Below are 25,767 nucleotides of genomic sequence, written 5' to 3'. Positions count from 1 at the left end.
TTTATTCTTCTAAAATATAGTAGGCATTATTGGCATTCTGTCTCAATAAATCCCTATGCTTACTTAAAGCTGTAATCAGTGGAAATCTTTTGTACGCTAAACCATGTTCTTCAGCAAATTCTTCAATCTCCTCTGTAATTTCATTGTAATACATATAACTGTAATTGGGAAAAAGATGATGGGCTACATGAAAATTGAAATTTCCCAAAACATTTCTTACTAACCAGTTATTTTCTTTTAAATCATTGGTCACCTCAAACTGGTGACGAAGCCAGCTGAATGGAAGACCCTTTTCTTTATTTAATTTTGGAAAAGCATTATCAGGAAGCGGATGCAAAGGCAGTAAAACAAACAATGCAAAAATACTTGCTGATATCACCTGTAAAAACCACGCTCCTACAGCCAATCCTATTGATACTTTAAAGAACATTACAGGAACCACAATCTGATAAAAAAAATAGAACAACTTATAGCTTATCATTTTTACTTTTTCAATGGTGGGTATCTTTCCCTGGGTCTTTAAAATAACTCTTTCCTTGTCAAAGAAGTCCCTGAAGTCTCTTATAAACATCCAGTTGAACAAATACAACGGATAGACTAAAAAGAAAAACTTATCCTGATACTTCTGTACTCCTTTCGCTTTGATCCACGGTACAATTAAAAGCAGCCCACTCTGTTCGATATCCGTGTCCCATCCATCTACGTTAGGATAGGCGTGATGGCTTGCAATATGTCTTTTTTTCCAGATATAGGAATTAGCTCCTATAAAATCAAAAATGTGAAGAACCAACCCGTTCAGTCTTTTACTTTTATAAATGTTGTTATGGGCTGCTTCATGGATTAAGTTTAAATAAATCAAAACCAAAGAAATTCCCATTAAAACGAAGCTCAGAATGTAGATCCAATGCTTTTCGGCATTCAAAAGAGCCAAAAAATATAAACCAATATAGACCAGTGGAAGAAGTACCGCTTTGATCTTAATGTAGATATCTCTGTTCTCAGAAATGTTTTCTACTCTTTGGTTCACTTTCTTTCTCAGTTCATTAAATAATCTGACATCCTCGGAATCTTTTAAGTAAATTGGCTTTTCCATTATATTTAACTTTGTGGTTTACTTAAAGTTAACATTTATAATCCAGCCTTCATCTTTGATTTTAATTTAAAAAATCTATCAAATCACACAAATTTCTTCAATTTCCTTGGCTCATATTTCTCCACCAGGTCTGCAATCGCTTTAATATGCTCAGGTGTTGTACCACAACATCCTCCTATAATATTGATTAATCCTTTCTCAACATATTCTTTGATCTGTCTCGCCATATCTTCCGGAGTTTCGTCATATTTTCCAAAAGCATTCGGTAAACCGGCATTCGGATATGCTGAAACGTAGAATTCTGAATTATGAGCCAGTGTTTCAAGATAAGGAGTCAGCTGATCTGCTCCCAATGCACAGTTGAAACCTACGCTTAGTAAATTCAGATGGGAAACTGAGATCAGAAAAGCTTCTGCGGTCTGTCCGCTCAATGTTCTTCCTGAAGCATCGGTAATGGTTCCTGAAACCATGATTGGAATTTTTATTCCTCTTTCATCCTGCAGTTCATCAATAGCAAATAAAGCAGCTTTTGCATTCAAAGTATCAAAAATGGTTTCTACCAGAAGAATATCTGAACCTCCATCCAGCAAAGCTTCACACTGCTGTTTGTAAGCGACTCTCAATTCTTCAAAAGTGATGGCTCTGTATCCCGGATCATTAACGTCTGGACTTAAACTAGCTGTTCTGTTTGTAGGTCCTATAGATCCCGCTACAAATCTCGGTTTGTCCGGATTTTTCGCAGTATACTCATCACAGGCTTTTCTGGCAATTTTTGCAGACTCATAGTTCAGGTCGTACACCAGATCTTCCATGTGATAATCTGCCATCGCAATGGTAGTTCCTGAGAACGTATTGGTTTCAATGATATCAGCTCCGGCTTCCAGATATTTCTTGTGAACTTCTTCAATCGCCTGAGGCTGTGTCAGAGAAAGCAGGTCATTGTTTCCTTTTACCGGATGTTCCCAGTCTTTAAAACGCTCTCCACGGTAGTCTTCTTCTTCGAATTTGTATCTCTGAAGCATGGTTCCCATGGCTCCGTCAAGAATTAAAATTCTTTCGGATAAAGCTTTATATAATTGTACTGAATTTTTCATTTTAATCTATTTTGGCTAAAACCAGTTGCTAGTTGAATTAATCTAAAGCCTGCTTCAGATCAGCAATAATGTCATCCACATTTTCCAACCCTACTGAACAACGAACCAAACCTGCAGTAATACCTACTTCATTTCTTTCTTCGTCTGACAGTTTGGAGTGTGTAGTAGAAGCCGGATGTGTAACGATCGTTCTTGTATCCCCTAAATTGGCAGACAGTGAACACATTTGGATCTTATCTAAGAAGTTTCTTCCCCCTTCTATTCCACCTTTTATTTCAAAGGCTACAATATTTCCTCCAAGTTTCATCTGCTTTTTGGCAATTTCATAACTCGGATGAGATTTCAGGAATGGATATTTTACCAATTCTACATTAGGATGACTTTCTAAAAACCCGGCTACCTTCAATGCATTCTCACAGTGTTTTTCTACACGGATAGCCAATGTTTCAAGGCTTTTTGATAATACCCATGCATTAAAAGGAGATAATGCAGGTCCTGTATTTCTTGCGAAAAGATAAATTTCTCTGATCAGGTCTTCCTTTCCTACTGCTATTCCACCTAAAACTCTTCCCTGTCCGTCAATCAGTTTCGTTGCTGAGTGTACCACAATATCTGCACCGTATTTGATAGGCTGCTGAAGATAAGGCGTTGCAAAACAGTTATCTACAATAAATATAAGATTATGTTTTTTCGCAATCTGTCCAAAGAATTCAAGGTCAAGAATTTCAATAGCCGGATTGGTAGGCGTTTCAAGGTATAAGATCTTGGTATTAGGTTTAATATATTGCTCTACATTCGCGGCATCTTCTGCTTTGAAATAAGAGGTTTCAATATTCCATTTCGGGAAATATTTGGTAAACAAAGTATGAGTAGATCCGAATACTGACTGGCAGCTTACGATATGATCTCCGGCATTCAGTAATGCAGCAAATGTAGAATAGATGGCTGCCATTCCTGTTGCAAAGGCATATCCTGCTTCTGCTCCTTCCATTTTAGCGATCTTATCTGTAAATTCGGTTACGTTTGGATTAGAGAAACGGCTGTATAAGTTTTTAGGTTTTTCTTCTGCAAAGCTTGCTCTCATATCTTCCGCATCCTGAAATATAAAACTGGAAGTAAGATATAGCGGTGTAGAATGCTCATCAAACTGGCTTCTTTCCGTTTGGGTTCTTATTGCTGATGTTTCAAAATTTTCCATATAGTTTTAATTTGTCAATTCAGCAGGGTAACCATTAGATTCTTCGCTATGCTCAGAATGACAATTGCAGTAATGGTTACACTGCCAGATTGGTAGATTGTTACATTAATTTATTTCGTTTCACTTACTCTTAAAATATCCCCGAATACACCTCTTGCTGTAACCTGTGCACCAGCTCCGGCTCCCATAATCACGATTGGATTCTCTCCATAACTTTCTGTGTAGATTTCAAAGATTGAGTCTGAGCCTTTCAGCTGTCCTAGTGCGGAAGTTGCAGGAACAGAAATCAGTTTCACATCCAGCTCGCCTTTATCTTTCTGTAAGTCACCGTGTAGATCACCTACATATCTCAATACATGTCCGGGCTCCTGATTTTCTTTTATTTTCTGGTATTCTTCGTCCAGCTCTTCCAGTCTTGAAAGAAATTCTGATTTTGAAACTTCAAGTAAGCTTTCCGGAACAAGATTTTGAATATTGATATCTCCGAATTCGTTGATAAGGTCTAATTCTCTTGCCAGAATTAATAATTTTCTTGCTACATCATTTCCTGATAAATCTTCTCTCGGATCCGGTTCTGTATATCCTTTTTCCAAAGCTTCGTTGATGATGGTTGAGAATTTATCGTTCCTCAAAGAAAAATTATTGAAAACATAGCTCAATGTTCCGGAGAACACTCCTTTGATTCTTGTGATATTTTCTCCTGAAAGGTGTAATAATTTGATGGTATCAATTAACGGTAATCCTGCTCCCACATTGGTTTCATACAAATAACGTCTGTTGTTTTTACTCAACGTATATCTTAGTTTTCTGTATTCTTCTATTGGAAGGGTATTGAAAATCTTGTTGGAAGACACCAGATCGAATCCGTTTTCTGCCAAAGCATGATAATTTTTCACAAAATCTTTGCTTGCAGTATTATCCACAACGATCAGATTTTCCAGTTGGTTTTCATTAGAGAAGTTGATTAGTTCTTCTACATTCGATGGATGTTCTGCTGTTAAAACCTCATCACTCCAATTGGCGTCGAAACCTTTTTTGTTGAAAGCAATTTTCTTAGAGTTGGCTACTGCAACTACTTTAAGGTCTATTTTTTTTCGTTTTTTAATTTCTTCTGCAGATTCCAAAACCTGTTGTATCAATGTCTTTCCTACATTTCCGTGACCAATGATGGCCAGATGAACGGTCTTCGGCTTTTTGAAAATTTCAGATTCTATGATGTTTCTTGTTTTTTCATCCTGTGAAGATGTTACTACGATGTTCACTCTGTTTTCTCCTGCTACCTGATTCAAAAGCAATGGGAAAACATTATTTCGTGCCAGTTCTGCAAAGACTTTATTGAAATCTTCTGCAACAAAACCAATCACAGAAACATTATTGATACTATAAATTTGGGAAACTTTTCCAGATTTTCTTTCTGCTTCAAATTCATCAATAAGACAAGCAACCGCTTTCTCTGCATCATTTTCATGAACCAGAATAGAAATTCCGTTTTCTATAGCCTGTTGAGAAATTACGCCAACACTGATGCGTGCTAAAGTAAGCGCTTTAAAAATACGTCCGTCAATCCCGATTTCTCCAAGGAAATCCTCTCCTTCAAATTTGACGATTGATCTGTTCTTTAAAAATTTTATTTCGTTAGCATTTTTCATTACTTCTGTAAAATGTTTTTTATGATATTATTTAATTGTTGATATTCCATTAGGAAGGCATCATGCCCGTGTATAGATTGGATCTCGTGATAAGAAACATCCTTATTTTTCTCTTTTAAGTTTTCAAAACACATTCGGATTTCTGAAGCCGGGAAGAATAAGTCTGTATCTACGGAGATCATGTGCATTCGTGCCTGTATGTTCTCCAGTGCTTCTTCAGCAACGTTGATATTCATTAAGAGGTGGTTCATCAGCTTGTAACTTTTTAAACTAAACCTTTCGTTTAGTGCATTACCATGATAAACCAACCAGTCTTCTGATTCCAGGCGTTTTTTTTCCTGGTTATATTGGTTTTGAAATCTGTCATTGAGTGACTGTGGCGTTCTGTAACACAACATGGCATGAATTCTCGCTTTCTGTAATGGTTCTTCTTTATCATTCAATAAAAATTTCTGAACCAGACATTGTGCATGAAGCCAATCGTGTGTTCTGTAATCACAGGCAATAGGAATAAATATTTCTGTGAGATCCGGCTGCTTGGCAAGCATTTCCCAGGCAATCCCTCCTCCCAGAGAACCTCCGATAATGGCATATAAATTTTTGATATGTAAAGCTTCAAGCCCTTTCAGAAATATCGCTGCGATATCTGAAGGTGTGAAGTCTTCATTATCTTCAATTAAAAAATCGTCGTATCCGTTTCCTGGTATATTGAAGCACAGAACAGTATATTGATCAGTATCAACAATCTGATTTTCTCCTACCAGCTGTTTCCACCAACCTTTTTCTCCGGATACATTTGAATTTCCGGTAAGAGCATGGTTGATTAAAATGATTGGAGCTGTAAACAGATCTTTCCCAAAAAGCTGATAGCTTAATGAGATATAGTATTCCTTTTGGGAATAAGTTTGATACGTAAGATTAATATAGTTTAGTTCTGTTTTCAATTCTATTAAATTTTAATACAATTGAAAATGCCACAGGAAATGGCTGAAAAGAACTTCAGTAAGTTATCTGTCCAAAATTATTTGGTAGAACGTAGCACCTTCTTTGCTTGCACAAAGGGTTGCTAAGGTTTCATAGGGTCTAATCCCTCAACCTTTCTTGATAACATTTTCAATATTTGAATGAACGAATGATGCAAAGGTAGTTCTTTTCTTTTAATTTCAAAAAAAAATTATTTTAATATTTAAAAAAGCCTTTAAATACAAGTATTTCAAGACAATATTAATAATTATTCAGATGAAAAAAATTGGAATTACTTCTCAAAAAAACTAACTTCGTATGGAAAAATGATGAGATATGACCGCCGAAAAAGATAGATTACAAGATACCAAATGGAAAAACTGGGGACCTTATGTAAGCAACCGGCAGTGGGGAAATGTACGCGAAGATTATAGCCCGAACGGGAATGCCTGGAATTTTACCAATCATAATAATGCAGAAAGCTATGCCTACCGATGGGGTGAAGAAGGTATTGCCGGAATTTCTGATGTAAAACAGCTTTTATGTTTTGCTTTTTCGTTTTGGAACAAGAAAGACAAAATGGTAAAGGAAAGATTCTTTGGATTGAGCAACCCTCAGGGAAATCATGGGGAAGACATCAAAGAAATCTTTTATTATCTGGATAATACACCTACTCATAGTTATATGAAAATGGTGTATAAATATCCAATTAATGAATTTCCTTACGATGACCTTGTTGCAGAAAACGGGAGACGCAGTAAAAAGGAACCGGAATATGAGATTTTCGATACAGGAATTTTCGATAATGATGAATATTTTGATATTTTCATAGAATACTGTAAAGCCGATCACAATGATATTCTTGCCAGAGTAACGGTCTGTAACCGAAGTCAGCATAAAGCACCTATTATGGTAGCGCCTACTGTTTGGTTCAGAAACAACTGGAAATGGGGATACAACACCTATAAAGCAGAAATCAATGCTTCTCATGACGGAAGTATCAACATTGGCCATGACAGTATTTCGATTAAAAAACTTTATTCCCGAAATACCAATACACAAAGCGTATTTTGTGATAACGAAACCAATAATTCTAAGCTTTACGGAGCTCCTGCAGCTGAAAACACTTATTTCAAAGATGGAATCAATAATTTTATTATCCATCAAACGAATACGGTAAATCCTGAAAAAAAGGGAACAAAAGCTTCTTTTCTGATCGATGAAATGATTGAAGCCGGGGAATCCAAAGTTTTTGAATTCAGATTATGTCCGGATGAAGCTGATGAACCTTTTGAAAATTTTGATGAAATATTCAATATACGAGAGGCTGAAGCTGAAGAGTTTTATAAAGAAATTCAGAATGACACTGTCAACGAAGATGAAAGAAATGTGCAGAGACAGGCTTTTGCCGGACTTCTCTGGAACAAACAGTTCTACCATTACAATATCGGAAAATGGCTGAAAGGTGATCCCAACTTTGAAGCCCCAAGAAATTTCAACGACTATGTAAGAAATACAGAATGGAATCATCTCCACAATAAGGATATTATTTCCATGCCCGATAAATGGGAGTATCCATGGTATGCTACGTGGGATCTGGCATTTCACTGTGTTCCTTTTTCGATCATCGATGCAGAATTTGCCAAGGGACAGCTTTTGCTCCTTACTAAGGAATGGTACATGCATCCCAACGGACAGCTTCCAGCCTATGAATGGAATATGAGTGATGTAAATCCGCCAGTACACGCCTGGTCATGCTTCCGTGTTTTCAAAATTGATGAAAAAACTAATGGAAAGCCAGATTTACTATTTTTAGAGAAAGTATTCCAGAAACTGCTTCTTAATTTCACGTGGTGGGTGAACCGAAAGGATAAGAACGGGAAAAATATCTTTGGCGGAGGGTTTCTTGGTCTCGACAATATCGGAGCCTTTGACCGGAATATGGAATTAAAGGACGGTCAGCATCTTGAACAGGCAGACGGAACAAGCTGGATGGCCATGTACGCACTGAATATGATGCGTATTGCAATGGAGCTTGCCCAATACTATCAGGTATATGAAGATATGGCCATCAAGTTTTTTGAGCATTATCTTTATATTGCCGAAGCTATGGAAAATCTGGGCGAAGGCACAAAAGGACTTTGGAATGAAGAAGACGGATTTTTCTATGATGTACTACAGCTTGGAAATGGAGACAGTGTTTCTTTAAAATTAAGAAGTATTGTCGGTTTGATTCCTATGTTTGCCGTTGAGATTGTTGACCACCGTTTACTGGAAAAGATGCCGAATTTCAGAACCCGAATGGAATGGATCTTAAAGAACAAGCCGGAATTGACCAAACTTGTTTCTCACTGGGACGAGGAAGGACAAGGCCGAAAACACCTGATGAGCATCCTCCGAAAAAACAGACTAACAAAGGTTCTGACCAGAATGCTTGATGAAAATGAGTTCCTGAGTTCTTACGGAATCCGTGCCATGTCTAAAGTATATGAAGAAAATCCTTTTGTATTTTCTGTACATGGATCTGAAAATATGGTGTACTACACTCCTGCAGAAAGTGACAGCCGAATGTTTGGCGGAAACAGCAACTGGCGTGGGCCTATCTGGTTTCCCATTAACTTTTTGATTGTGGAAAGTCTGCAGCGCTTCCATTATTACTATGGAAACAGCCTGAAAGTAGAACTTCCAACGGGAAGCGGTGATAAAAGGAATCTTGATGAAGTCGCTCAGAATATCAGCAAAAGACTTTGCTCTCTATTTTTAAAGGATGAACATGGACAAAGAGCTTTCAACGGAGGTAATCCAAAGTTCAATTATGATGAACATTTCAGAGATTATATTACGTTTTTTGAATATTTCCATGGAGATAACGGCCGTGGTGTAGGAGCTTCCCACCAAACGGGATGGACAGCTACAGTAGCAAAACTGATAAAACCAAGACTTACCTTTTAATAAGCAATGAGTAATTGGTAATGAGTAATAAAAAAGCCGGATGAATCATCCGGCTTTTTCTATTTTTAAATAAGAGATTATATTTTTTCTCCGTTTACATAGACTTCGTAACCGATTTCTACATTGGGTTCTAACGTTTTGGATACAGAACAGTATTTCTCAAACGAAAGTTCTGCAGCCTTTAATGCTTTTTTGGGATCAATTTCTCCTTCCAGAAGGAATTTAACGTTAATCGACTTAAAAGGTTTTGCATCTTCTACCTGTACTCTCTCTCCTTCTACTTCTGCCTGAAAGCTCCTGATATCCTGGCGCTGCTTCTTCAGAATAGAAACCACATCAATTCCGCTGCAGCCTGCTACTGCCATTAGTACACTTTCCATTGGAGAAACTCCTTTTGCTCCCGGCTGGGAAGTATTATCCAAAAGAATGGAATTCCCTTGTGCATTTGTACATTCAAATAAAAAGTCGTCGTTTATTCTGTTAAGTGTAATTTTCATTGCTTATTTGCTTATTGCTTTTACAAAGTTATAAAATTCCTCTTGCTTTTATCTCCAGATATTTATTGATAACATCGATATTCAAATTTTCAGGAAGTGTATATACCGTATAAATTCCATATTTACGGAGCTCCTGAATAATCAGTTTCTTTTCAAATTCAAATTTTTCAGCAATAATCTCATCATAAATTTCCTGCATATTTTCAGGATTTTTGTTGATCAGCGTCTGGAGTTCTGAGTTTTTGAAGAATACAATGACCAATAAATGGTTTTTAGCAATTCCGCGAAGATATTTTAACTGTCGGTTAAGTCCATCCAGCGTTTCAAAGTTGGTAAAAAGCAGAATTAAACTTCTTTGGTTAATGGAATATTTTACATCCTGATACAAACGGTTGAAGTCGCTTTCAAAGAAATCTGTTTTAATATTATAAAGTGCTTCTGAGATTTTCTTCAGTTGTCCGGATTTATTATCGGCAGCAATTTTATTTTCAGCTTTCTTGGAAAAAGTCATCATTCCGGCTCTGTCTCCTTTTCTCAAAATGATATGAGAGAGTGCCATCGTAGCATTGATAGAATAATCCAGCAAACTTAACCCATTGAAAGGCATTTTCATGGTTCTTCCTTTATCAATCAGCATAAAAATACGTTGTGATTTTTCATCCTGAAACTGGTTTACCATGAGACGGTTCGTCTTGGAAGTTGCTTTCCAGTTGATCGTTCTGATATCATCTCCAGGTACATATTCTTTGATTTGCTCAAATTCCATAGTGTGTCCCAGTTTTCTGACTTTCTTGATTCCGCCTAATAAAAATTCACTCTGAATGGCCATCAACTCGTATTTTCTGAGATGAATAAAAGAGGGATAAGCAGGCAACATCGCATCTTTCTGGAAGATAAATCTTTTTGAGATGAATCCCAATGGTGATGATGCATACACATTCAACCCTCCGAAATGATATTCTCCTCTTTCTTTAGGTTCCAATGAATATTGAAAAAATGTGTTTGCTCCGGAAGCAATTTGTTTTTCAATCAAAAAATCTCTTTTCTGAAACTGGAACGGAATTTCATCAATAATCTTAGTATGTATGGTAAAACTATAATTATTATTAATATCGATTTTTACAAAATTCTCATCTCCGTTGGACAATTTTTCCGGCAGAATCCTTTGAGCCTGCAATGCATTCTTTTGATTAAAAAGCAACAGAAAATCTACCATTGCCGCCAGAAAGCAAATCAGGAGTGCAATATGGGCTACCCATATCAGCACCGGAAAGAAAAATGCCAGAACATACACTATCCCCACTCCGATGAGTGTAAAAAAGAAACGTGTATTGATGTATAAGTTTTTCATTGGTTAGGGATTAGGATTTAGGATAAAGGGATTAGGCAGTTTGCCCATCCACTTCTCTCTACTACCTATCTTGGAATTTCTATTCCTTCCAAAATCTGGCGGATAATTTCATCTGCAGTAAGACCTTCCATTTCTCTTTCCGGAGATACAATGACTCTGTGTCTTAAAACAGCGTAGCTTGCTTCTTTAATATCTTCAGGAGTTACAAAGTCTCTTCCTTTTATAGCAGCAAAGGCTTTCGATGCCGTAAGAAGTGCCAGTGAAGCTCTCGGAGAAGCACCCAGATATAAGAATTGATTTTCTCTGGTATTGATAATTATTTTAGCAATATATTCCATCAGCTGATTTTCCACAATGATTTCTTTTACCAGATTCTGGTAGTTTTTCAACTGTTCAGCGGTGATAACACGGTTGATTCCTTCTGTCTTATCCTCTTTTTTGCTTTCGTGCTGATTTCTAATGATCGCTATTTCCTGCTCAAGGTTAGGATATCCTACATTGATTTTGAATAGAAAACGGTCTAACTGAGCTTCCGGAAGTCGGTATGTTCCCTCATGTTCAATCGGGTTTTGTGTAGCGATGACAAGGAAAGGTTCGTCCATTGTATAACGCGTGCCATCCATTGTGATCTGTCTTTCTTCCATTACTTCAAATAATGCTGACTGTGTTTTGGCAGGCGATCTGTTGATCTCATCAATCAGAATGAAATTAGAGAAGATAGGTCCTTTCTTAAATTCAAACTCTGAGTTTTTCACATTAAATACGGAAGTTCCCAAAATATCGGAAGGCATCAGATCCGGAGTAAACTGAATTCTGCTAAACCCTACATCAATGGTTTTGGCTAATAATTTTGCCGTAATTGTTTTCGCTACTCCCGGCACTCCTTCAATAAGTACGTGTCCGTTTGAAAGTAATGCAGCCAAAAGATGTTCAATCATTTTCTCCTGCCCTACAATTACTTTTCCTATCTCAGATTTTACTTTCTCTAAACTAGCACGAAGTTCAATCATATCAATTCTCGACTGAAACTGCTCTTCCTGTTTATTAAGATTAATAGCACTTTGGTTTTCTATATTGGGGTTATCAAAGTTTTCCATAATAAAATTAATTTATCATTCTTACCCGATAATGTATAATTATATCCCTTCCTGTGAATAGTGATTATAACATTAATCGGCTTTATATCATTAGGTTATTCTATTGTTATATTATTTAAGTATTTCATCAAGGAGCTTATTGATTCTTGCAAGATCTTCCTTCATTACACTGGCATAAGGATCCTGAGCTTTTTTGATAAGTACTATTGCTTCACTGATCATTTCTATAGTTTTCCCGGTTTTCAGATGTAATTTTTTTGCAAACTCTTCATCTAAATTCTGAGTATCTATCAACAGATCTATTCTCACTTTATTCAGAAAATACTGTGCCTTCTTGGCCATCATATCATGAAAATCGCCTTCCTGAAGATACAGATTTCCAATGCTTTTCACAAAATCCAAGGAAGTATTTCTTAATGGCTCTTCTACAGGAACTATCCTCTGTTTCCTTTTTGCATTAAAGAAGATAAAAAGAATAAGTCCTCCTAAAAATACCCACCATGCATATTTTAAAGGTGGATTCGACAATATAAATCTCATGAAAAAGCGTGATTCAGAACTTTTGTTGGATACAAACCAAAGGGTTTCTCTATCCTGAAGATATGAAAACACATCCTGTGCATATTTTACATTGCCGGGTTTCAGAAGATAATAATTGGTCAGGAAAAGAGGTTCGGTATGGGCATAGATGTGTCCTTTACCAAACTTCACTTTAATAAAATTGGCCTGATCTGTATTCTTTTTCTCAACTGTTTTCCCCAGTACTTCCACTTTAGGTTTAATGAATGAAAATCCTCTACCCGATGGAAATTTATCTAATTTAATAAAATCATTCTGAAATTTTTTATCGGTAAGTTTCAGTACATTTTCTTCTTCAAAAGAGATTTCAGAATCGTAGTATCCAATACTGTCTGAAATTTCTTTAGGCATACGGGTTACCATCAGAAATGCATCTGAGCCTTCAGATACCTGAGACAGAATTTTTTTCCATGACTCACCGTCAAGGTTATTTTCAATGACTACAATATTGTGAGCTTCTTTTTTGTGTTGGCTGTAATATTCGTAGGGTATCTGCTCAATCTTCTTCAGGTTATTTTTAAAAAGATGTTTAGCTTCATTATTAAAAACAAATAATCCGAACGGAGACTTCTCATTGATATCAAAATTCTTCCGCCAGTCTGTCGTTTCTTTTTTGTTAACTTCAAGCAATGCCAGAATAACCATCACAATGATGAAAATTGCAGCATATGTTTTGAAAGTTTTATTCATGGTTACTATTGTTATGGTTTAAATGCCTGATATTGATTTTTAAATTTCTGATAGCTTTCTTCTTCAATACTGAATTCTCCATACCAGACATAATCAAAGATATAAGACAGATTAGAGAAGTCTTCCTTCAGATAGGGAGCTTTTATCTCTGTGGTATAATCCTTATTTGTTTTTTCCGGATTCCAGTTGATCAGTTTTTTGTCACTCAGTTTTTTAAGAACAAACAGGAATTGGTAACGAACTGCGGAACGGTAATCTCCTGCATGTTCAAACTTCGCAATACTTTCAGGGAAATTGATTTCATGGATGTTCTCATGAAGTTCCTGAACATTAAGATCCAGTTTTTTATTCTTTTTACCAAAAATAAAATTCCCGTCTTTTCCCATGATGTATTTTATAATGAAATACAAAAGAAAACCTACCAAGATAATGGCAAACAGACGAATAAGAACAGTAGTAAGCTCTGCCGACTTAGTGAATGCTGTTTCGCCAAAAATACGCTGTATAATCTGATTGATTTTTCGCATCAGCTTTTGAAAGAAAGATTCTCTCGGCTTTGATACGGAATAGTCAAATTCATTTCCTTTATATCTTGACGGAATATTTTCTTTGAATGTTTTCGGATACACCTCATTCTCCGATACCGGATTCTTCATCAGCACAGAATCTGCCCGCAGCATATTTCTGTAATGTCCGGTGGTGTACAATGAATCTACCAGATCATCGGAAGCAGAATTATCGTCCTGAGCTTTAACCAGCCCAAGAGAGAAAAAAAGCAGTATGAAAAAAAGAATTTTATTCATTGATTCCAATCGTGTCTATTTCTGCCAATTCAACTTTCTGGTGAAGATCTGTTCTGCTGTCATAATACATCAGCCCTGCATTTACATACATTAGGTTTGAAAGAAAAAATGAAAGAAGCATCGAAACTCCATAAAATACAAAAAACAGGATTCCCGCAGCTCCGGTAAAAGGATTCTGCTCAAAATTTCCGTCCGGTGTAGAGGTAAGAAGCGATCCGTAAAAGAACATCATCGGGATAAATGTGAACATAGAGGTTGCAATGTAGATAATAATAAACATCACAAATGCAGATCCCCAATATTTCCAGTAGGGTGATTTCTCACTTCCATTCGGGTAAGAAAACTGAGAACGTAAAGCATAACTCAAGCTTCCCCAGAAACCTCTGTCCGAATTAAAATAATCATACATCAGAAAGGTAGTAAAATTAAATATCGTTGGGTAAAGAAGCAGGATAAGAAAGAACCCGATAATAATAAGAACCAGGATATATGAAAAACCTACTACAAATAAAATTGCAGGAGTAACGATAAAGATCATCCCAAGGCACAGTTTTCCGATTCTTCCGGCATTGTTCTTAAAATCACTCAGAATTTCATCAGCCTTTATCTTTTCTGCACCCTGTGCAATTCTTTTTAGATAAAAAACAGGATACAGATAATTGACAATCATAAGAATCATGAAAAGCAGAAAAGTCAGCAACCCCACAGTAATCAACATTCCTGAATTTTCAGAAAAATACTGTTCAAAATAATACGTTTCACCTCCAAGATTGGATCCGAATATTTGCGAAAAAAGTTCTTTATACCCGAAAATGACAACGGTTACCATTAAGATCAAAAGCAAGCCATTGATCAGAATATAGTTTTTAAAATAATTCTTTCCGTATAATTTGAAAAAATTGAAACTATCGCTGATAAAAGTTCCAAAGTCTCTTTTTTTATAAAATTGTATCATGGATGTGTTGATTAGTTTTTTTGTAGACAATAGACGGATATACAAAATAGTAAAATCCTATGATGGCCAGTGAACCCAAAATAATGATCAGATTCAAAATTAAAGGCATCTTCAATGCATGTCTGGTGACATACCCTTCTATAATCCCTGCACAAATGGTGAAAGGAATAGTACTTAAAAATATTTTAAATGAATCTTTAAATCCTTTTTTAAACGAGTTAAATCTTGAAAATGTTCTCGGAAATAAAATAGAAGCTCCCAGAATCAATCCGCACATCGCTTCTACCACCATCGCAAAAATTTCAAAAACTCCGTGAAGCCAGATTCCTCTTGCACTGTCTTTCAAAGCTCCATAATCATAGAAAAAATATTGAAAAGCACCCAGCATCACACTGTTGGAAAGCAAAGCGAATAGTGTTCCCACTCCTCCGGCAATGCCGTAAATATACAACTTCGCTCCTACCTGAATATTATTAAAAATAATCCCAATGGTACTTCCCCAGGTGCTTCCACTCTGATAAACCCCTACAGCATTATTATTTTTAATATTTTCAACGGTTTCATTCACATACCCTTCACCCAGAATAATATTCACAAAACTTTTATCATAAATGGCAGAAAGCACTCCTATTGACGTAAATAAAATAAAAAAAAGAAAAGCATACATCAGATATCTACGATAATGATACATCAGCAGTGGAACTTCGGTTTTGAAAAAATAAACCAGCCTGTTCTCCTCTACTCTTTTTGTTTTATAAATTTTCTGAAAAATCTGAGCAGATAAATGGTTCAGATAAACGGTAGTATTGCTTTTGGGGTAATAAGTCTGGGCAAAAGAAAGATCATTGATCAGGTTTATATACAGTGAAGACAGGTCATCAGGATTTTTTTTAATTTTCCCTTGAATAACCTGTTCGATTCCCAACCATTTTTCTTTATTTTGTTTAATGAAATAAACTTCTCTCATAATTATTAAGGCTAAAATAATAAAAAATATGTCTCAAATTGCGATAAATACCTCACAAAATGTAAATATTAATTTTAATATTGCTGGTGTAGGAGAAAGGATGCTTGCCTTTATTATTGATCTTCTGATCAGGATTGCTTACGTGGTAATTATCCTGTATCTGTTCTTCAATATATTTGATTTGGGATATCTTTTAGATGGCCTTGACAGCTGGTCAATACGCGCTGTATATCTTGTGCTTACGTTTCCTATCTATATTTACCCCCTTGTATTGGAAAGTTTAATGGAAGGCCAGACACCAGGTAAAAAGCTAATGAAAATCAAAGTGGTAAAGATTGACGGTTATCAGGCAAGTTTTGCAGATTATATGATCCGTTGGGTTTTCAGGATTGTTGATGTATCATTCGCCGGAGTTATAGGACTTATCTCTATGATTGTTTCTAAAAACAACCAGCGTTTAGGTGACATTGCTTCCGGAACAGCTATTATTTCCTTGAAAAACAATATCAATATCTCACATACCATTCTGGAGAATATCCACGAAAATTATATCCCTTCTTTCCCTCAGGTGATTGCCTTGAGTGATAATGACATGAGAATTATCAAAGACAATTACACCAAAGCCTTGAAAGTAGATGACCGCCAGATCATCAGTAAGCTGTCTGAGAAAATTAAAAGCATTCTGAAGCTGGAAATAGACCCTACAAAAATGACAGAAAGACAGTTTATAGGTGTAATCATCAAAGATTATAATTATTATACAGGGAAAGATAATTAGTGAGTACGAACAATAATTTTTTATCTTCTAATAAAGAATAATCAAATTTTTCCTTAGAATATATTTTGTACAGGAAATGCTGCAGGAATAATTTCCCTGCTTTTTTGATTATATAAAGAAGTCTTTGTTCGAGAATTTCATATTTTTTTTGTTTCGCAGACAAAAGAAGACACAACAATCCTTCTGTATACATTTCTTTTTCAGAGTCTTTGGATATTATGATTTTTGCTTCATAAAAAAGAATAAAATGAATATGAAATTCAATTAAATGATCATTTACATTTTTAAAGCTTATATACTCAGTACTATATCCCAGTTTCAATAAAATTTTACAGCAAATGTTAAATTCATAAAAAGTGATATGTCTATCACGAATACAATTTTCAATATAACTTATGAGATAATTGAAGAGTAAATTTAGACATTCCAAATGAGCAAATTTCCTGTAATAATTTTCCCCCACATTGCTGTTCCTATGTCTGATCAAAAAATAGTTGATTAAACCTAATATCTGATCAATACTCGGTTCGTCTTGTCCAAGGCCAGCAAGTGTCATTTTGTAAATCTGATCATCCACATCTTCTAAAATTTCGTCACTGTTAATGTGTAAACATCCTTCCTGATGCAAAAAAGCGATTAGCCAGCCAAATCCTGTAACCCCATTTTCAAAACTATAATCGTCACAAGAAAATATATTTTCAGTAATGAAGTCCAGCAAAGCCATCCCTTTTTTATGACAAGCTTCATTTTTATTTAAGAATAGGCGGAGAGCTTCTCCTGATAAGCCATTGAGCAAACCAGCATTCATTGTATAAGATAAATTTCTTTAGTAATTGTAAGAGGCCATGTATTATAGCTTTCTTTAATCTTTATAATAGTATCAGTATCCTGTAAAGAAAATTTCTCTTTATTCAGTTCTAAAATCATAACATCCAACACTTTTTTAAAAGCTTCCGTAAAAAGCTGGTCTACTATATAAACTTTAGTAAATTGTATTTCTGTATAAGTTTCATCTTTTAATAGAGTATCGATCTCTTTTACTAAACTTTCAGGAACTATTATAGAATTGAAGATTTCAATAATGCTCTGATTTTCTTTGGTGAAAAAATACTTATCAAAATATTTATTTCCAATATCTTCCGTAAAACAAAATGTAAAATTCTTTAATTCTAATCTTTGACGATCAAGCTCTTCTCTTCTTTTTTTTATCAGTTGCACAATGGGAAAACTACAGTTTGTATCGGGGATAAAATGTAAATTTTCATCATACCATGGAGCATAATTTACGTAATCCCGCTTATAGAAAAATTGTTTTTTATCTTCATGATCTCCAGCATAATGAAGGATTGGATTGATCTCCCAATATTCAATAGGAGATGTGGGCCATGAAAAATTCATTTCTTCATGTAACCGGACTTCTTTATTAAAAAACCATAGATTCCATAGTACAGCCCACATATCCGCATACCAGGCATGGATTTCTTTTGGCAGATAATCCGGAAGATTTATTTTTTTCTGCTTTTCATTTATATTATACTCAGTAAGTAAATTAAAAATATTTTCAGAATCTTCCTCCACCTTATCCCAGAATTCAAAGGACATATCATGTAAAACATATTGGGCTCCACCCACATGATCATCATTTCTCAAGACTATCTCTACTGAAATTCCTACAAGCTCAGCCATTTTATACAGAAGATTCGTATCAGCCCTTAAGCTGATATATTGACAGTTCAGATAAGAGCTTGTATCGGAAACATAATTCATCGCATTATGTGTATCGATAACAGGAATTCTGCTTAACAGAATATCAGAATCATGATAAAAAATACACTGTTTTTCCAGAAATGGAAATTGTTTCCAATGCTTTTTCAGCAAATGCGGCCTTATGGAAGAAAGGTATTTTTTTCTTTTCCTCGTATCCGGGTAAAGGAAAAAAAGAGCAAAATCATGATTATTATGAATGAACACCTTGAAATCAGACTTTAATCCTATTTTAGGGTGATAACCAATCACAATATGAATTCTTTCTTTTAAAATTCCTAAGGAACGAAAGTTTCTCAGTTGTATTTCCAGCTGCCATATAAAGTAAGTGTCATCTGGTTGCGCTGAAAGGAATATCATTTTTTGGGTATTTAGCGACCTTATCTAACTTCATCGGATTATATTAAGTTCCAACTGATACTGTTTCTTCAAAATAAAATCTGATTGAATTATATTATTTATAACTGAAAGAAAACTATTGTAATAAGTCAATCTCTATAATATTATTATCCTTTACAAGCATCCTCTTGCGCTCAGATTCTAAATTTTTAATTATTTGTGAAGGAGTAACTATATTTCCGGATCTGTCAGTATAACTCACCATTTTCCCTTCATTAAATAGCTGTTTTAAATCTTTTACAGGATCTTGTCTGTATTCTTTAAATAACTTCACATATTTCTTTTGATTAATTTCGATTTCTTTTTTCGATTGATCAATATTAGGATAAACTGTATTTTTAGATAATGACCTCACACCCTTCAATACAAAATAATGGCTTTTCGTCTCATCTTCAATTTTCAAAATTAATCCAGGTAATCCATGAAATTTATAAGGTCCATCTTGAATTGGGATTTCAGTGGTAAACCAAGCTATCCATTTTCTTCCCGCAAAATCCAGGCTGGCCTTTTGGACATTAAAACCGTTTATTTTATCCTTCTCTTTATGTATTTTCCAATTTTGCTGCCTTTCGTCTAAAACTTTATATTTTTCTAGATAGAACTTTGTAGAAATAAAAATTTTATAATCAGGATAATTTTTGCATACACGCTCATTAATTTTTCCTTCAGCAGGCATTGTCATTTTTCCCAGTTTTGCATCAGCAATCATAGTTGAATCATTTACATAAGCACTACTGCTATAATAGATAGACCCTTTTGACCCAATATCCAGATACATGGTTTCAGATTTTATTTCTGAGTGTTTTGTTAAATCGGAAACAAACTGATAGTCATATATAAATCTCTTATTTTGAGCATTAATATTTAAAATGATAAGGAGAAAAAACAGAATATTTTTCATTTATTTAGAATTTTACAAAGAAAAGGGGAAATCAGGTCATTTCCCCTTTCCCTATTTATCAAATTAACATGGAACTGGCCAGGCTCCTTCAACACATGCTGGTATAGCATTATTTACACATGTACTACAACCATTACGGTTACAGCACATGTAACTGCTTCCGTCATTGTATTGAGGAGATGTTGGGACAGATCCTCCAAAAACATTTTTCAATTCTGTTCTGGATAATGGTTTTGCAACATCCAGATGCACCTTTTGTAATTTAATTTTTTTCATAATAATTTTTTTAAAAAATTGTTTTGTGTGTTTTTACCATTTCAAATATATCAAACAAGGATGAAATAAGCCTATGGTTTTTATGTGAATTTTATGTGATTTCAGCCCATAAAAACTAATTATAATTATTACATAATACTTTATTGTAATAAAACCAAACGTTCCATGAGCTATAAAAAAAAGATATTGGTATGACTGTTTTTTATATCTATCTAATCGGTAAAATATTATATTTGTATCAACAAAAAAAACACACAAATGATCAAAAACAAACTTATCAAAGTCCGAAAGGACAAAGAATACACGCAGGAAAACATGGCCAAAATACTGCATATGACACAATCACAATACCACAGAAGAGAAAAGGGAGAAATTAAGATTTCAGATGAAGAATGGGAGCGTATGGCAAAAGTTTTGAATACATCTATAGAAGATATAAAAGAGGATGATCCAGCTAATATTCATCAGGTGAATAATTATGACAATATTTCTGGTAATTATTCCGCTAGCAACAATTACTTTTATAACATTCCGGAATATCTTTTCCAAAATCAGCAGGAATATATTACCCTTCTGAAAAAAGAAATTCAGGAACTTACAAAACGTATAAAAATATTGGAAAAACAATAATAACAAATTTTTACTGCAATGAATTTTGAAAATAATAAATCCGGAAACGGCGGAGTTCTTACCTTAAATAATGAAATAAAGGAAGTAGGAAGGCTTACGTATACAATTTTTCCTGAAGATCATAAATTCATTATCTCTTTTGTACTGGTACATCCTGAATTTGAAGGAAGAGGAATGGGAAAATATTTAGTAGAAGAAGCCATTAAATTTGCCAGAGAAAATAATTGGAAAGTATACCCGCACTGTTCTTATGCAAAATCTGTGATGATGAGAATGAGTGATGTGGACGATATATTTCTAAAGAATTAAAACATCATTCACCAGAATATCTTCAATATCATCCGGATAATCCACTTTCAGATGATGGTCAGAAGCTACCCATTCCATTATTTCCTGAAGATTTAATACCTTGGAATTGGGAATTCCCATTTTGTCCAGGGCACATGCATTACATTCCTGTTCGTATTGATTATGAATGGGAATTACAAACAATTTTTTATCCATAAACAATGCTTCTGCAGGACTTTCAAAACCTGCATTGCATAAAATTCCATCACAGCCTTCAAAGTATTTCAGATACTGCATTTCATCAATAGGAAATACTTCCACATTTTTTACTTTAACCTGTACTTTGCTGTATTTTGAAAACACTTTCCATTCTACAGGAATTTTTCTTAAAACCTTAATGATATTCTCATCGGCAAAACTGGGAAGATAAACAAGATAGTAACCCTGTTTGTAGGGACTAAGATTTCTTATTTTTCTTCTGATCACAGGTTTTTTGATCTGTGGATGATAATTTTCAAAGTGAAAACCGATTTTTCTTTCGCTGGGAACGTAGTATTTCAGGATCATTTCACCCAGAAAATCCTTTTTCTCCGGTTTTGGTGTTTCCGGGAAACTCATGGAAGCCTGATGGCTCAGTTCTATCATCGGAAGCTTTTTCAGTTTGGACGCCCAGCCTGTCAAAGGTTCATAATCATTAATAATTAAATCATATTGTGACAGCTCTAATTCTCTGATTGTTTTAGCGGCTTCAAAGAATTTATTTTCTGTAAATGTTTTTCGGTACGATAAACCGCCTGTTTTATTATAAAGAAGGGAAATACCTCTATGTTGAAAATTAATATCAAAATCAGCCTTTAATTGCGACTGATGCCCACTGATCAAAGTATCAACAGAAGCATGTTTTTTGAGAAGAGGAATGATTTCCTGTGCTCGGGCAATATGTCCGTTTCCAGTACCCTGGAATGCATACAAAATCTTCATTTAGGAAAAGTTGGTTACAATTTTTAAAAGAGCAGAATTATCCATTTCCGGAATTTCTTCTGCCTCATCATCTTTCAATAAATGTTTATGCTCATCATAATAAAAAATCTTCCATTCTTTATCATGGTATTCTAAAGCGGAGAGATTTTCAATCCAGTCACCTGAATTCAGATAAGTGCAGGATCCTTTTTTATTAACTACCTCCCGAATCTGTGGCTGGTGGATATGACCGCAAACAACATAATCATAGTGATTGTCAATAGCCAGCTCGGAAGCCGTAAGTTCAAAATCTCCGATATACTTTACTGCTTTTTTCACATTGTTTTTGATCTTTTTGGAAAACGAGTATTTCTCTTTACCCATTTTTTCTAAGAACCAATTTACAACATTATTGATAATAATCAGGAGGTCGTAACCTTTTCCGCCGAGTTTGGCGATCCATTTTGAGTGCTGGACGGATGCATCGAAAACATCCCCGTGAAAAATCCAGGTTTTTTTCTCATCTATATTCAGACAGATTTTATTACAGACTTTAAGTTTTCCCAGTTCAAAATCTGTGAACTTACGGAACATTTCGTCATGATTGCCTGTAATGTAATAAACATCTGTGTTTTTGGTAGCCAGTGAAAGAATCTTTCTGATTACCTTCAAATGAGGTTTAGGGAAGTAAGACTTTTTAAACTGCCAGATATCAATAATATCACCGTTTAAAACTAACGTTTTAGGCTGGATAGAATTGAGGTATCTCAACAATTCTTTAGCCTTACATCCATAAGTTCCCAAATGAACATCCGATATAACAACTAATTCAACGTTTCTTTTCATAGTTTTGTACAAAGAAACTAATTGAAAATTAACTGTATATGAATGCTATGTTATTTTTTATAAAGAGTTCATCAGCTCTTCTGTGATTTCCATATTGTGGTAAACGTTTTGCACGTCATCATCCTCTTCGAAACGCTCAAGCATTTTCATATTAGCTTTGAACTGTTCTGCGTTTACTTCTTTTGTATTGTTTGGAATTCTCTGAAGGTCTGCACTTTTTGCTTCAATTCCAAGCGCGTCCAATTTGTGAGATAGAGAACCGAAATCTTCAAAAGCTGTAGTAATCATTACTTCCTCCTCATCCTTTTCCACATCTTCTGCACCACCATCAATCATTTCCATTTCGAAATCATCCCAATCCATTTTAATCTGAGACAAATCAATTGTGAAAATTCCTTTTCTATCGAAGATAAATGCTAACTCACCATTTTTACCAAGATTACCGTCAAACTTATTGAAAACAGCTCTTACGTTGGCCACAGTTCTTGTTGTATTGTTTGTAGTACATTCTACAAAAAAAGCAACACCGCCTTGTCCATAACCTTCATAAGTGATTTCTTCGTAGTTTTCTGCATCTGCACCACTCGCTTTCTTAATGGCTCTTTCAACATTATCCTTAGGCATATTCGCCCCTTTTGCGTTTTGGATACATCTTCTCAAGGCAGGATTGGATTCCGGATCTGTTCCTCCAGCTTTTACAGCTAATGCAATATCTTTTCCAATTTTAGAGAATGTTTTGGCCATTTTATCCCATCTGGCCATTTTAGAAGCTTTTCTATATTCAAATGCTCTTCCCATTTTAATTTTTAAATTTCCAACAAAATTACTCAAAAGTCAACAAAAAAAAAATACCTCCAATCAAATTGGAGGTATTCATTATTTAGAAAAATTAATTATTTTTTCTTTTTAGCAGCAGCTTTTTTCTTAGCTGGAGCTTTTTTAGTAGCTTTCTTAGTAGCTTTTTTCGCTGGAGCTACAACATCAGATTTCTGATATTTGTTCCATTCGCTGTCATCACCAATGTATCTAACAGTTACTTTTCTATCAGCTTGTCTTTCAGCATCAGATGCAGATTCTGCAACTTTAGCATTTTGCTCTCCAATACCAACTGATTTTAATGCGTTGATATCTACACCTCTTGCATCTAAAGCAGCAACTACAGAAGCAGCTCTTTCTTTAGATAATTTCAAGTTGTAAGCATCGCTTCCTTTTTTGTCAGTTTCACCAACTAATAGGAATCTACCTCCATCTTTCTTAATGATTTCAGAAGCAGTATCTAAAGCTCCTTTAGATTCAGGCTTGATTGTAGCTTTGTTGAAATCGAAGTATACACTCTTAAGGTTTTTCTCAACGTCAGTAGCTGTTACTTCTTTTGGTTTAGGACATCCGTTGTATTCTGGAAGACCTGGAACAGTAGGACAAGCATCATCTTTATCTAAGATACCGTCACCGTCTGTATCTGGCCAAGGACAACCGTTGTTTTCAGCAGGACCTGCTACTGTAGGACAAGCGTCATCTTTGTCGATTACACCATCACCGTCAGTATCTGGCCAAGGGCATCCGTTGTTTTCAACTGGACCAGCCACTTCTGGACATTGATCGTCTTTATCTGGAACTCCGTCACCGTCAGTATCAGGACATCCTTGGAATTCTGGTAAACCTGGAGTATCTGGACAAAGGTCATCTTTATCTAGGATACCATCCTTATCTCTGTCTCTGTTTCCAAATCTGAATAAGATAGAAGCAGAAGCTTGCCAGAAGTTAGCAACAGTAGATTTGTCACCTGGAGTTGATACATAATCTCCCTGAACACCAAGACCGAAGTTCTTAGTTACCCAGAAGTTAGCACCAGCACCTGTAGCTACAGTAAAGTGATTAGCTTTACCGTTTTCGTTACCATCCTTACCATTAGTTACGTTTTCGATTGGATTACCGTTAGCGTCAACAGATGTTCTAGGGAAAGTAAGAGCTGTATAGTCATGTCTTAAGTAGTTAGCACCAACTCTTAAATATGGATCAAACCAAGATTCTTCGTTCCATAAAAGACCTGCAGCGTGAGCCTGGAAACCAAGACCTGTCATTAGGAAAAATTCTTTCCCCATGTTGAATCTTTTGTTTTCAACATTTCCAACAGAAGTTTGCCAGTCAATTACTAAACCTTTTCCAACGTTTCTAGCAACTGTTAACTTAGATAGTGGAGGTGTAATAGAAAAGTTGTTCACATTGAACATACTTTTTGTCAAATTGTTAGCAGAGAACGTATTACTGAAAGTACCTCTTGCTGCTACGTGGTTTTCAGCATGAGCACCAACTCCGATTAACCACGGATTGTTGGTAGTCTGTGCGAAAACAGTAGAGGCAACAGTAAGCGCCAATGCTGAAATTCCTAATTTTAGATTTTTCATAGAATTAAATGATTAAATAATTGATAATGCAAAATAAATATAATTTTTCTTTATATACAAAGTTTTTCAAATGATTTTTAACTTTTCTTTAATATTCTGTCGAGGTTCCGTTTATTTTCTCTATCTTTTATCGCCTCTCTTTTATCGAAAAGTTTTTTCCCTCTACCAAGCGCTATCAGCACCTTTGCTTTCCCTCGGTCGGTGATATATAATTTTAAAGGTATTATGGTGTTCCCAGCATCCTTTAACTTTTTTTCAAGTTTTTGTAATTCTTTTTTGTGCAAGAGCAATTTCCGTTCCCTTTTTGTTTTGTGATTGTAAAAAGTTCCCAATTTATACTCATCAATCATCATGTTGATGATGTACAATTCCCCATCAATAAACTGACAGAAGGATTCTGTAATGGATGCTTTGGATGAACGTAAAGATTTTATTTCCGTACCCGTCAAAACCATTCCGGCTTCGTATTCTTCTAGAATTTCATATTCAAAACGGGCTCTTTTATTTAATATGCTAACTGTTTTCTCAATCTTCATCATTTTAAAATTTCGTTAATGAAATATATAAAAAATACCATACATTTAAAAACTTGACTATTATATTATTACAAAATACCCAAATTCTTTTCGTAT

At 35.0% G+C, this 25,767-nt stretch carries 25 protein-coding genes and 1 riboswitch; of the genes, 4 read left to right on the top strand and 21 right to left on the bottom strand.

All coding sequences use genetic code 11. The features are described from left to right. Position 1: 1 nt before the first annotated feature. From REB14_RS15395 to REB14_RS15375, 5 genes are all read right to left on the bottom strand, one after another. Positions 2-1,093: a fatty acid desaturase family protein gene (locus REB14_RS15395; protein WP_079240295.1), complete on the bottom strand. Its 1,092-nt coding sequence runs from the start codon at positions 1,091-1,093 to the stop codon at positions 2-4. A gap of 83 nt (positions 1,094-1,176) precedes the next feature. After that, a complete protein-coding gene (locus REB14_RS15390; RefSeq protein ID WP_079240294.1) occupies positions 1,177-2,187 on the bottom strand; it encodes a homocysteine S-methyltransferase family protein in 1,011 nt (336 codons plus the stop codon). Between the two features lie 37 nt (positions 2,188-2,224). Beyond that, positions 2,225-3,385 carry an O-succinylhomoserine sulfhydrylase gene (locus REB14_RS15385; protein WP_079240293.1) on the bottom strand — a complete coding sequence of 387 codons (1,161 nt, stop codon included), beginning with the start codon at positions 3,383-3,385 and terminating at the stop codon, positions 2,225-2,227. A 110-nt stretch (positions 3,386-3,495) separates the two neighbouring features. Continuing rightward, on the bottom strand, positions 3,496-5,034 hold the full coding sequence (locus REB14_RS15380; RefSeq protein WP_079240292.1) for an ACT domain-containing protein: 1,539 nt from the start codon (positions 5,032-5,034) through the stop codon (positions 3,496-3,498). Then, positions 5,034-5,978: an alpha/beta fold hydrolase gene (locus REB14_RS15375; protein ID WP_309522576.1), complete on the bottom strand. Its 945-nt coding sequence runs from the start codon at positions 5,976-5,978 to the stop codon at positions 5,034-5,036. Before REB14_RS15375 ends, REB14_RS15380 begins: the two co-directional genes overlap by 1 nt. A gap of 60 nt (positions 5,979-6,038) precedes the next feature. Further along, a riboswitch (SAM riboswitch) is annotated at positions 6,039-6,145 on the bottom strand. Between the two features lie 188 nt (positions 6,146-6,333). Here REB14_RS15375 and REB14_RS15370 point away from each other — a divergent pair. Next, complete coding sequence (locus REB14_RS15370) at positions 6,334-8,949, top strand: MGH1-like glycoside hydrolase domain-containing protein (protein WP_309522575.1); 2,616 nt, start codon at positions 6,334-6,336, stop codon at positions 8,947-8,949. Positions 8,950-9,026: 77 nt separating this feature from the next. Here REB14_RS15370 and REB14_RS15365 read toward each other — a convergent pair whose 3' ends face one another. The 7 genes from REB14_RS15365 to REB14_RS15335 all read right to left on the bottom strand — a co-directional run bounded on the left by REB14_RS15365 (position 9,027) and on the right by REB14_RS15335 (position 15,888). Next, a complete protein-coding gene (locus tag REB14_RS15365; RefSeq protein ID WP_079240289.1) occupies positions 9,027-9,446 on the bottom strand; it encodes an OsmC family protein in 420 nt (139 codons plus the stop codon). 28 nt (positions 9,447-9,474) lie between these two features. Next, positions 9,475-10,797, bottom strand: a complete 1,323-nt coding sequence (locus REB14_RS15360; protein ID WP_309522574.1) for a DUF58 domain-containing protein — start codon at positions 10,795-10,797, stop codon at positions 9,475-9,477. A 65-nt stretch (positions 10,798-10,862) separates the two neighbouring features. Then, positions 10,863-11,894, bottom strand: coding sequence for an AAA family ATPase (locus REB14_RS15355; protein ID WP_079240287.1), 1,032 nt, complete (start codon positions 11,892-11,894; stop codon positions 10,863-10,865). 111 nt (positions 11,895-12,005) lie between these two features. Next, positions 12,006-13,163 carry a hypothetical protein gene (locus tag REB14_RS15350; RefSeq protein ID WP_309522573.1) on the bottom strand — a complete coding sequence of 386 codons (1,158 nt, stop codon included), beginning with the start codon at positions 13,161-13,163 and terminating at the stop codon, positions 12,006-12,008. Positions 13,164-13,174: 11 nt separating this feature from the next. After that, positions 13,175-13,966: a DUF4129 domain-containing protein gene (locus tag REB14_RS15345; protein ID WP_079240285.1), complete on the bottom strand. Its 792-nt coding sequence runs from the start codon at positions 13,964-13,966 to the stop codon at positions 13,175-13,177. Continuing rightward, positions 13,959-14,921: a DUF4013 domain-containing protein gene (locus REB14_RS15340; RefSeq protein ID WP_079240284.1), complete on the bottom strand. Its 963-nt coding sequence runs from the start codon at positions 14,919-14,921 to the stop codon at positions 13,959-13,961. Before REB14_RS15340 ends, REB14_RS15345 begins: the two co-directional genes overlap by 8 nt. Further along, a complete protein-coding gene (locus REB14_RS15335; protein WP_309522572.1) occupies positions 14,905-15,888 on the bottom strand; it encodes a stage II sporulation protein M in 984 nt (327 codons plus the stop codon). The genes REB14_RS15340 and REB14_RS15335 overlap by 17 nt, the downstream gene beginning before the upstream one ends. A 28-nt stretch (positions 15,889-15,916) precedes the next feature. Here REB14_RS15335 and REB14_RS15330 point away from each other — a divergent pair, with 28 nt between their 5' ends. Further along, complete coding sequence (locus tag REB14_RS15330) at positions 15,917-16,666, top strand: RDD family protein (protein WP_309522571.1); 750 nt, start codon at positions 15,917-15,919, stop codon at positions 16,664-16,666. On the opposite strand, the gene REB14_RS15325 is transcribed toward REB14_RS15330, so the two are convergent. From REB14_RS15325 to REB14_RS15310, 4 genes are all read right to left on the bottom strand, one after another. Further along, positions 16,629-17,474 (bottom strand): glycoside hydrolase family protein, encoded by an 846-nt coding sequence (locus REB14_RS15325; RefSeq protein ID WP_079240281.1) that lies wholly within the window; start codon positions 17,472-17,474, stop codon positions 16,629-16,631. The genes REB14_RS15330 and REB14_RS15325 overlap by 38 nt on opposite strands. Next, positions 17,471-18,790: a hypothetical protein gene (locus tag REB14_RS15320; protein WP_309522570.1), complete on the bottom strand. Its 1,320-nt coding sequence runs from the start codon at positions 18,788-18,790 to the stop codon at positions 17,471-17,473. Before REB14_RS15320 ends, REB14_RS15325 begins: the two co-directional genes overlap by 4 nt. Positions 18,791-18,905: 115 nt before the next feature. After that, positions 18,906-19,730 carry a GLPGLI family protein gene (locus REB14_RS15315; RefSeq protein ID WP_309522569.1) on the bottom strand — a complete coding sequence of 275 codons (825 nt, stop codon included), beginning with the start codon at positions 19,728-19,730 and terminating at the stop codon, positions 18,906-18,908. A gap of 63 nt (positions 19,731-19,793) precedes the next feature. Continuing rightward, complete coding sequence (locus REB14_RS15310; RefSeq protein ID WP_079240278.1) at positions 19,794-20,006, bottom strand: hypothetical protein; 213 nt, start codon at positions 20,004-20,006, stop codon at positions 19,794-19,796. Between the two features lie 258 nt (positions 20,007-20,264). On the opposite strand from REB14_RS15310, the gene REB14_RS15305 reads away from it, so the two are divergent. After that, positions 20,265-20,636, top strand: a complete 372-nt coding sequence (locus tag REB14_RS15305; protein WP_079240277.1) for a helix-turn-helix transcriptional regulator — start codon at positions 20,265-20,267, stop codon at positions 20,634-20,636. 18 nt (positions 20,637-20,654) lie between these two features. Beyond that, on the top strand, positions 20,655-20,945 hold the full coding sequence (locus REB14_RS15300) for a GNAT family N-acetyltransferase (protein ID WP_079240276.1): 291 nt from the start codon (positions 20,655-20,657) through the stop codon (positions 20,943-20,945). Here REB14_RS15300 and REB14_RS15295 read toward each other — a convergent pair. From REB14_RS15295 to smpB, 5 genes are all read right to left on the bottom strand, one after another. After that, positions 20,934-21,905 (bottom strand): glycosyltransferase family protein, encoded by a 972-nt coding sequence (locus REB14_RS15295; RefSeq protein WP_079240275.1) that lies wholly within the window; start codon positions 21,903-21,905, stop codon positions 20,934-20,936. The two genes, REB14_RS15300 and REB14_RS15295, sit on opposite strands and share 12 nt — an antisense overlap. Next, positions 21,906-22,730: a UDP-2,3-diacylglucosamine diphosphatase gene (locus tag REB14_RS15290; RefSeq protein WP_034694759.1), complete on the bottom strand. Its 825-nt coding sequence runs from the start codon at positions 22,728-22,730 to the stop codon at positions 21,906-21,908. A gap of 57 nt (positions 22,731-22,787) precedes the next feature. Continuing rightward, the gene (locus REB14_RS15285; RefSeq protein WP_079240274.1) at positions 22,788-23,528 is read right to left on the bottom strand and encodes a YebC/PmpR family DNA-binding transcriptional regulator; all 741 of its coding nucleotides are present in this window, start codon (positions 23,526-23,528) and stop codon (positions 22,788-22,790) included. 95 nt (positions 23,529-23,623) lie between these two features. Beyond that, positions 23,624-25,135: an OmpA family protein gene (locus tag REB14_RS15280; protein WP_079240273.1), complete on the bottom strand. Its 1,512-nt coding sequence runs from the start codon at positions 25,133-25,135 to the stop codon at positions 23,624-23,626. A gap of 77 nt (positions 25,136-25,212) precedes the next feature. Then, complete coding sequence (gene smpB, locus REB14_RS15275; protein ID WP_034694839.1) at positions 25,213-25,671, bottom strand: SsrA-binding protein SmpB; 459 nt, start codon at positions 25,669-25,671, stop codon at positions 25,213-25,215. Positions 25,672-25,767: the final 96 nt, after the last annotated feature.

Source organism: Chryseobacterium metallicongregator (assembly GCF_031324065.1).
Taxonomy (GTDB): Bacteria; Bacteroidota; Bacteroidia; order Flavobacteriales; family Weeksellaceae; genus Chryseobacterium; species Chryseobacterium metallicongregator.
This window is presented reverse-complemented; position numbering and strand designations above follow the sequence as displayed.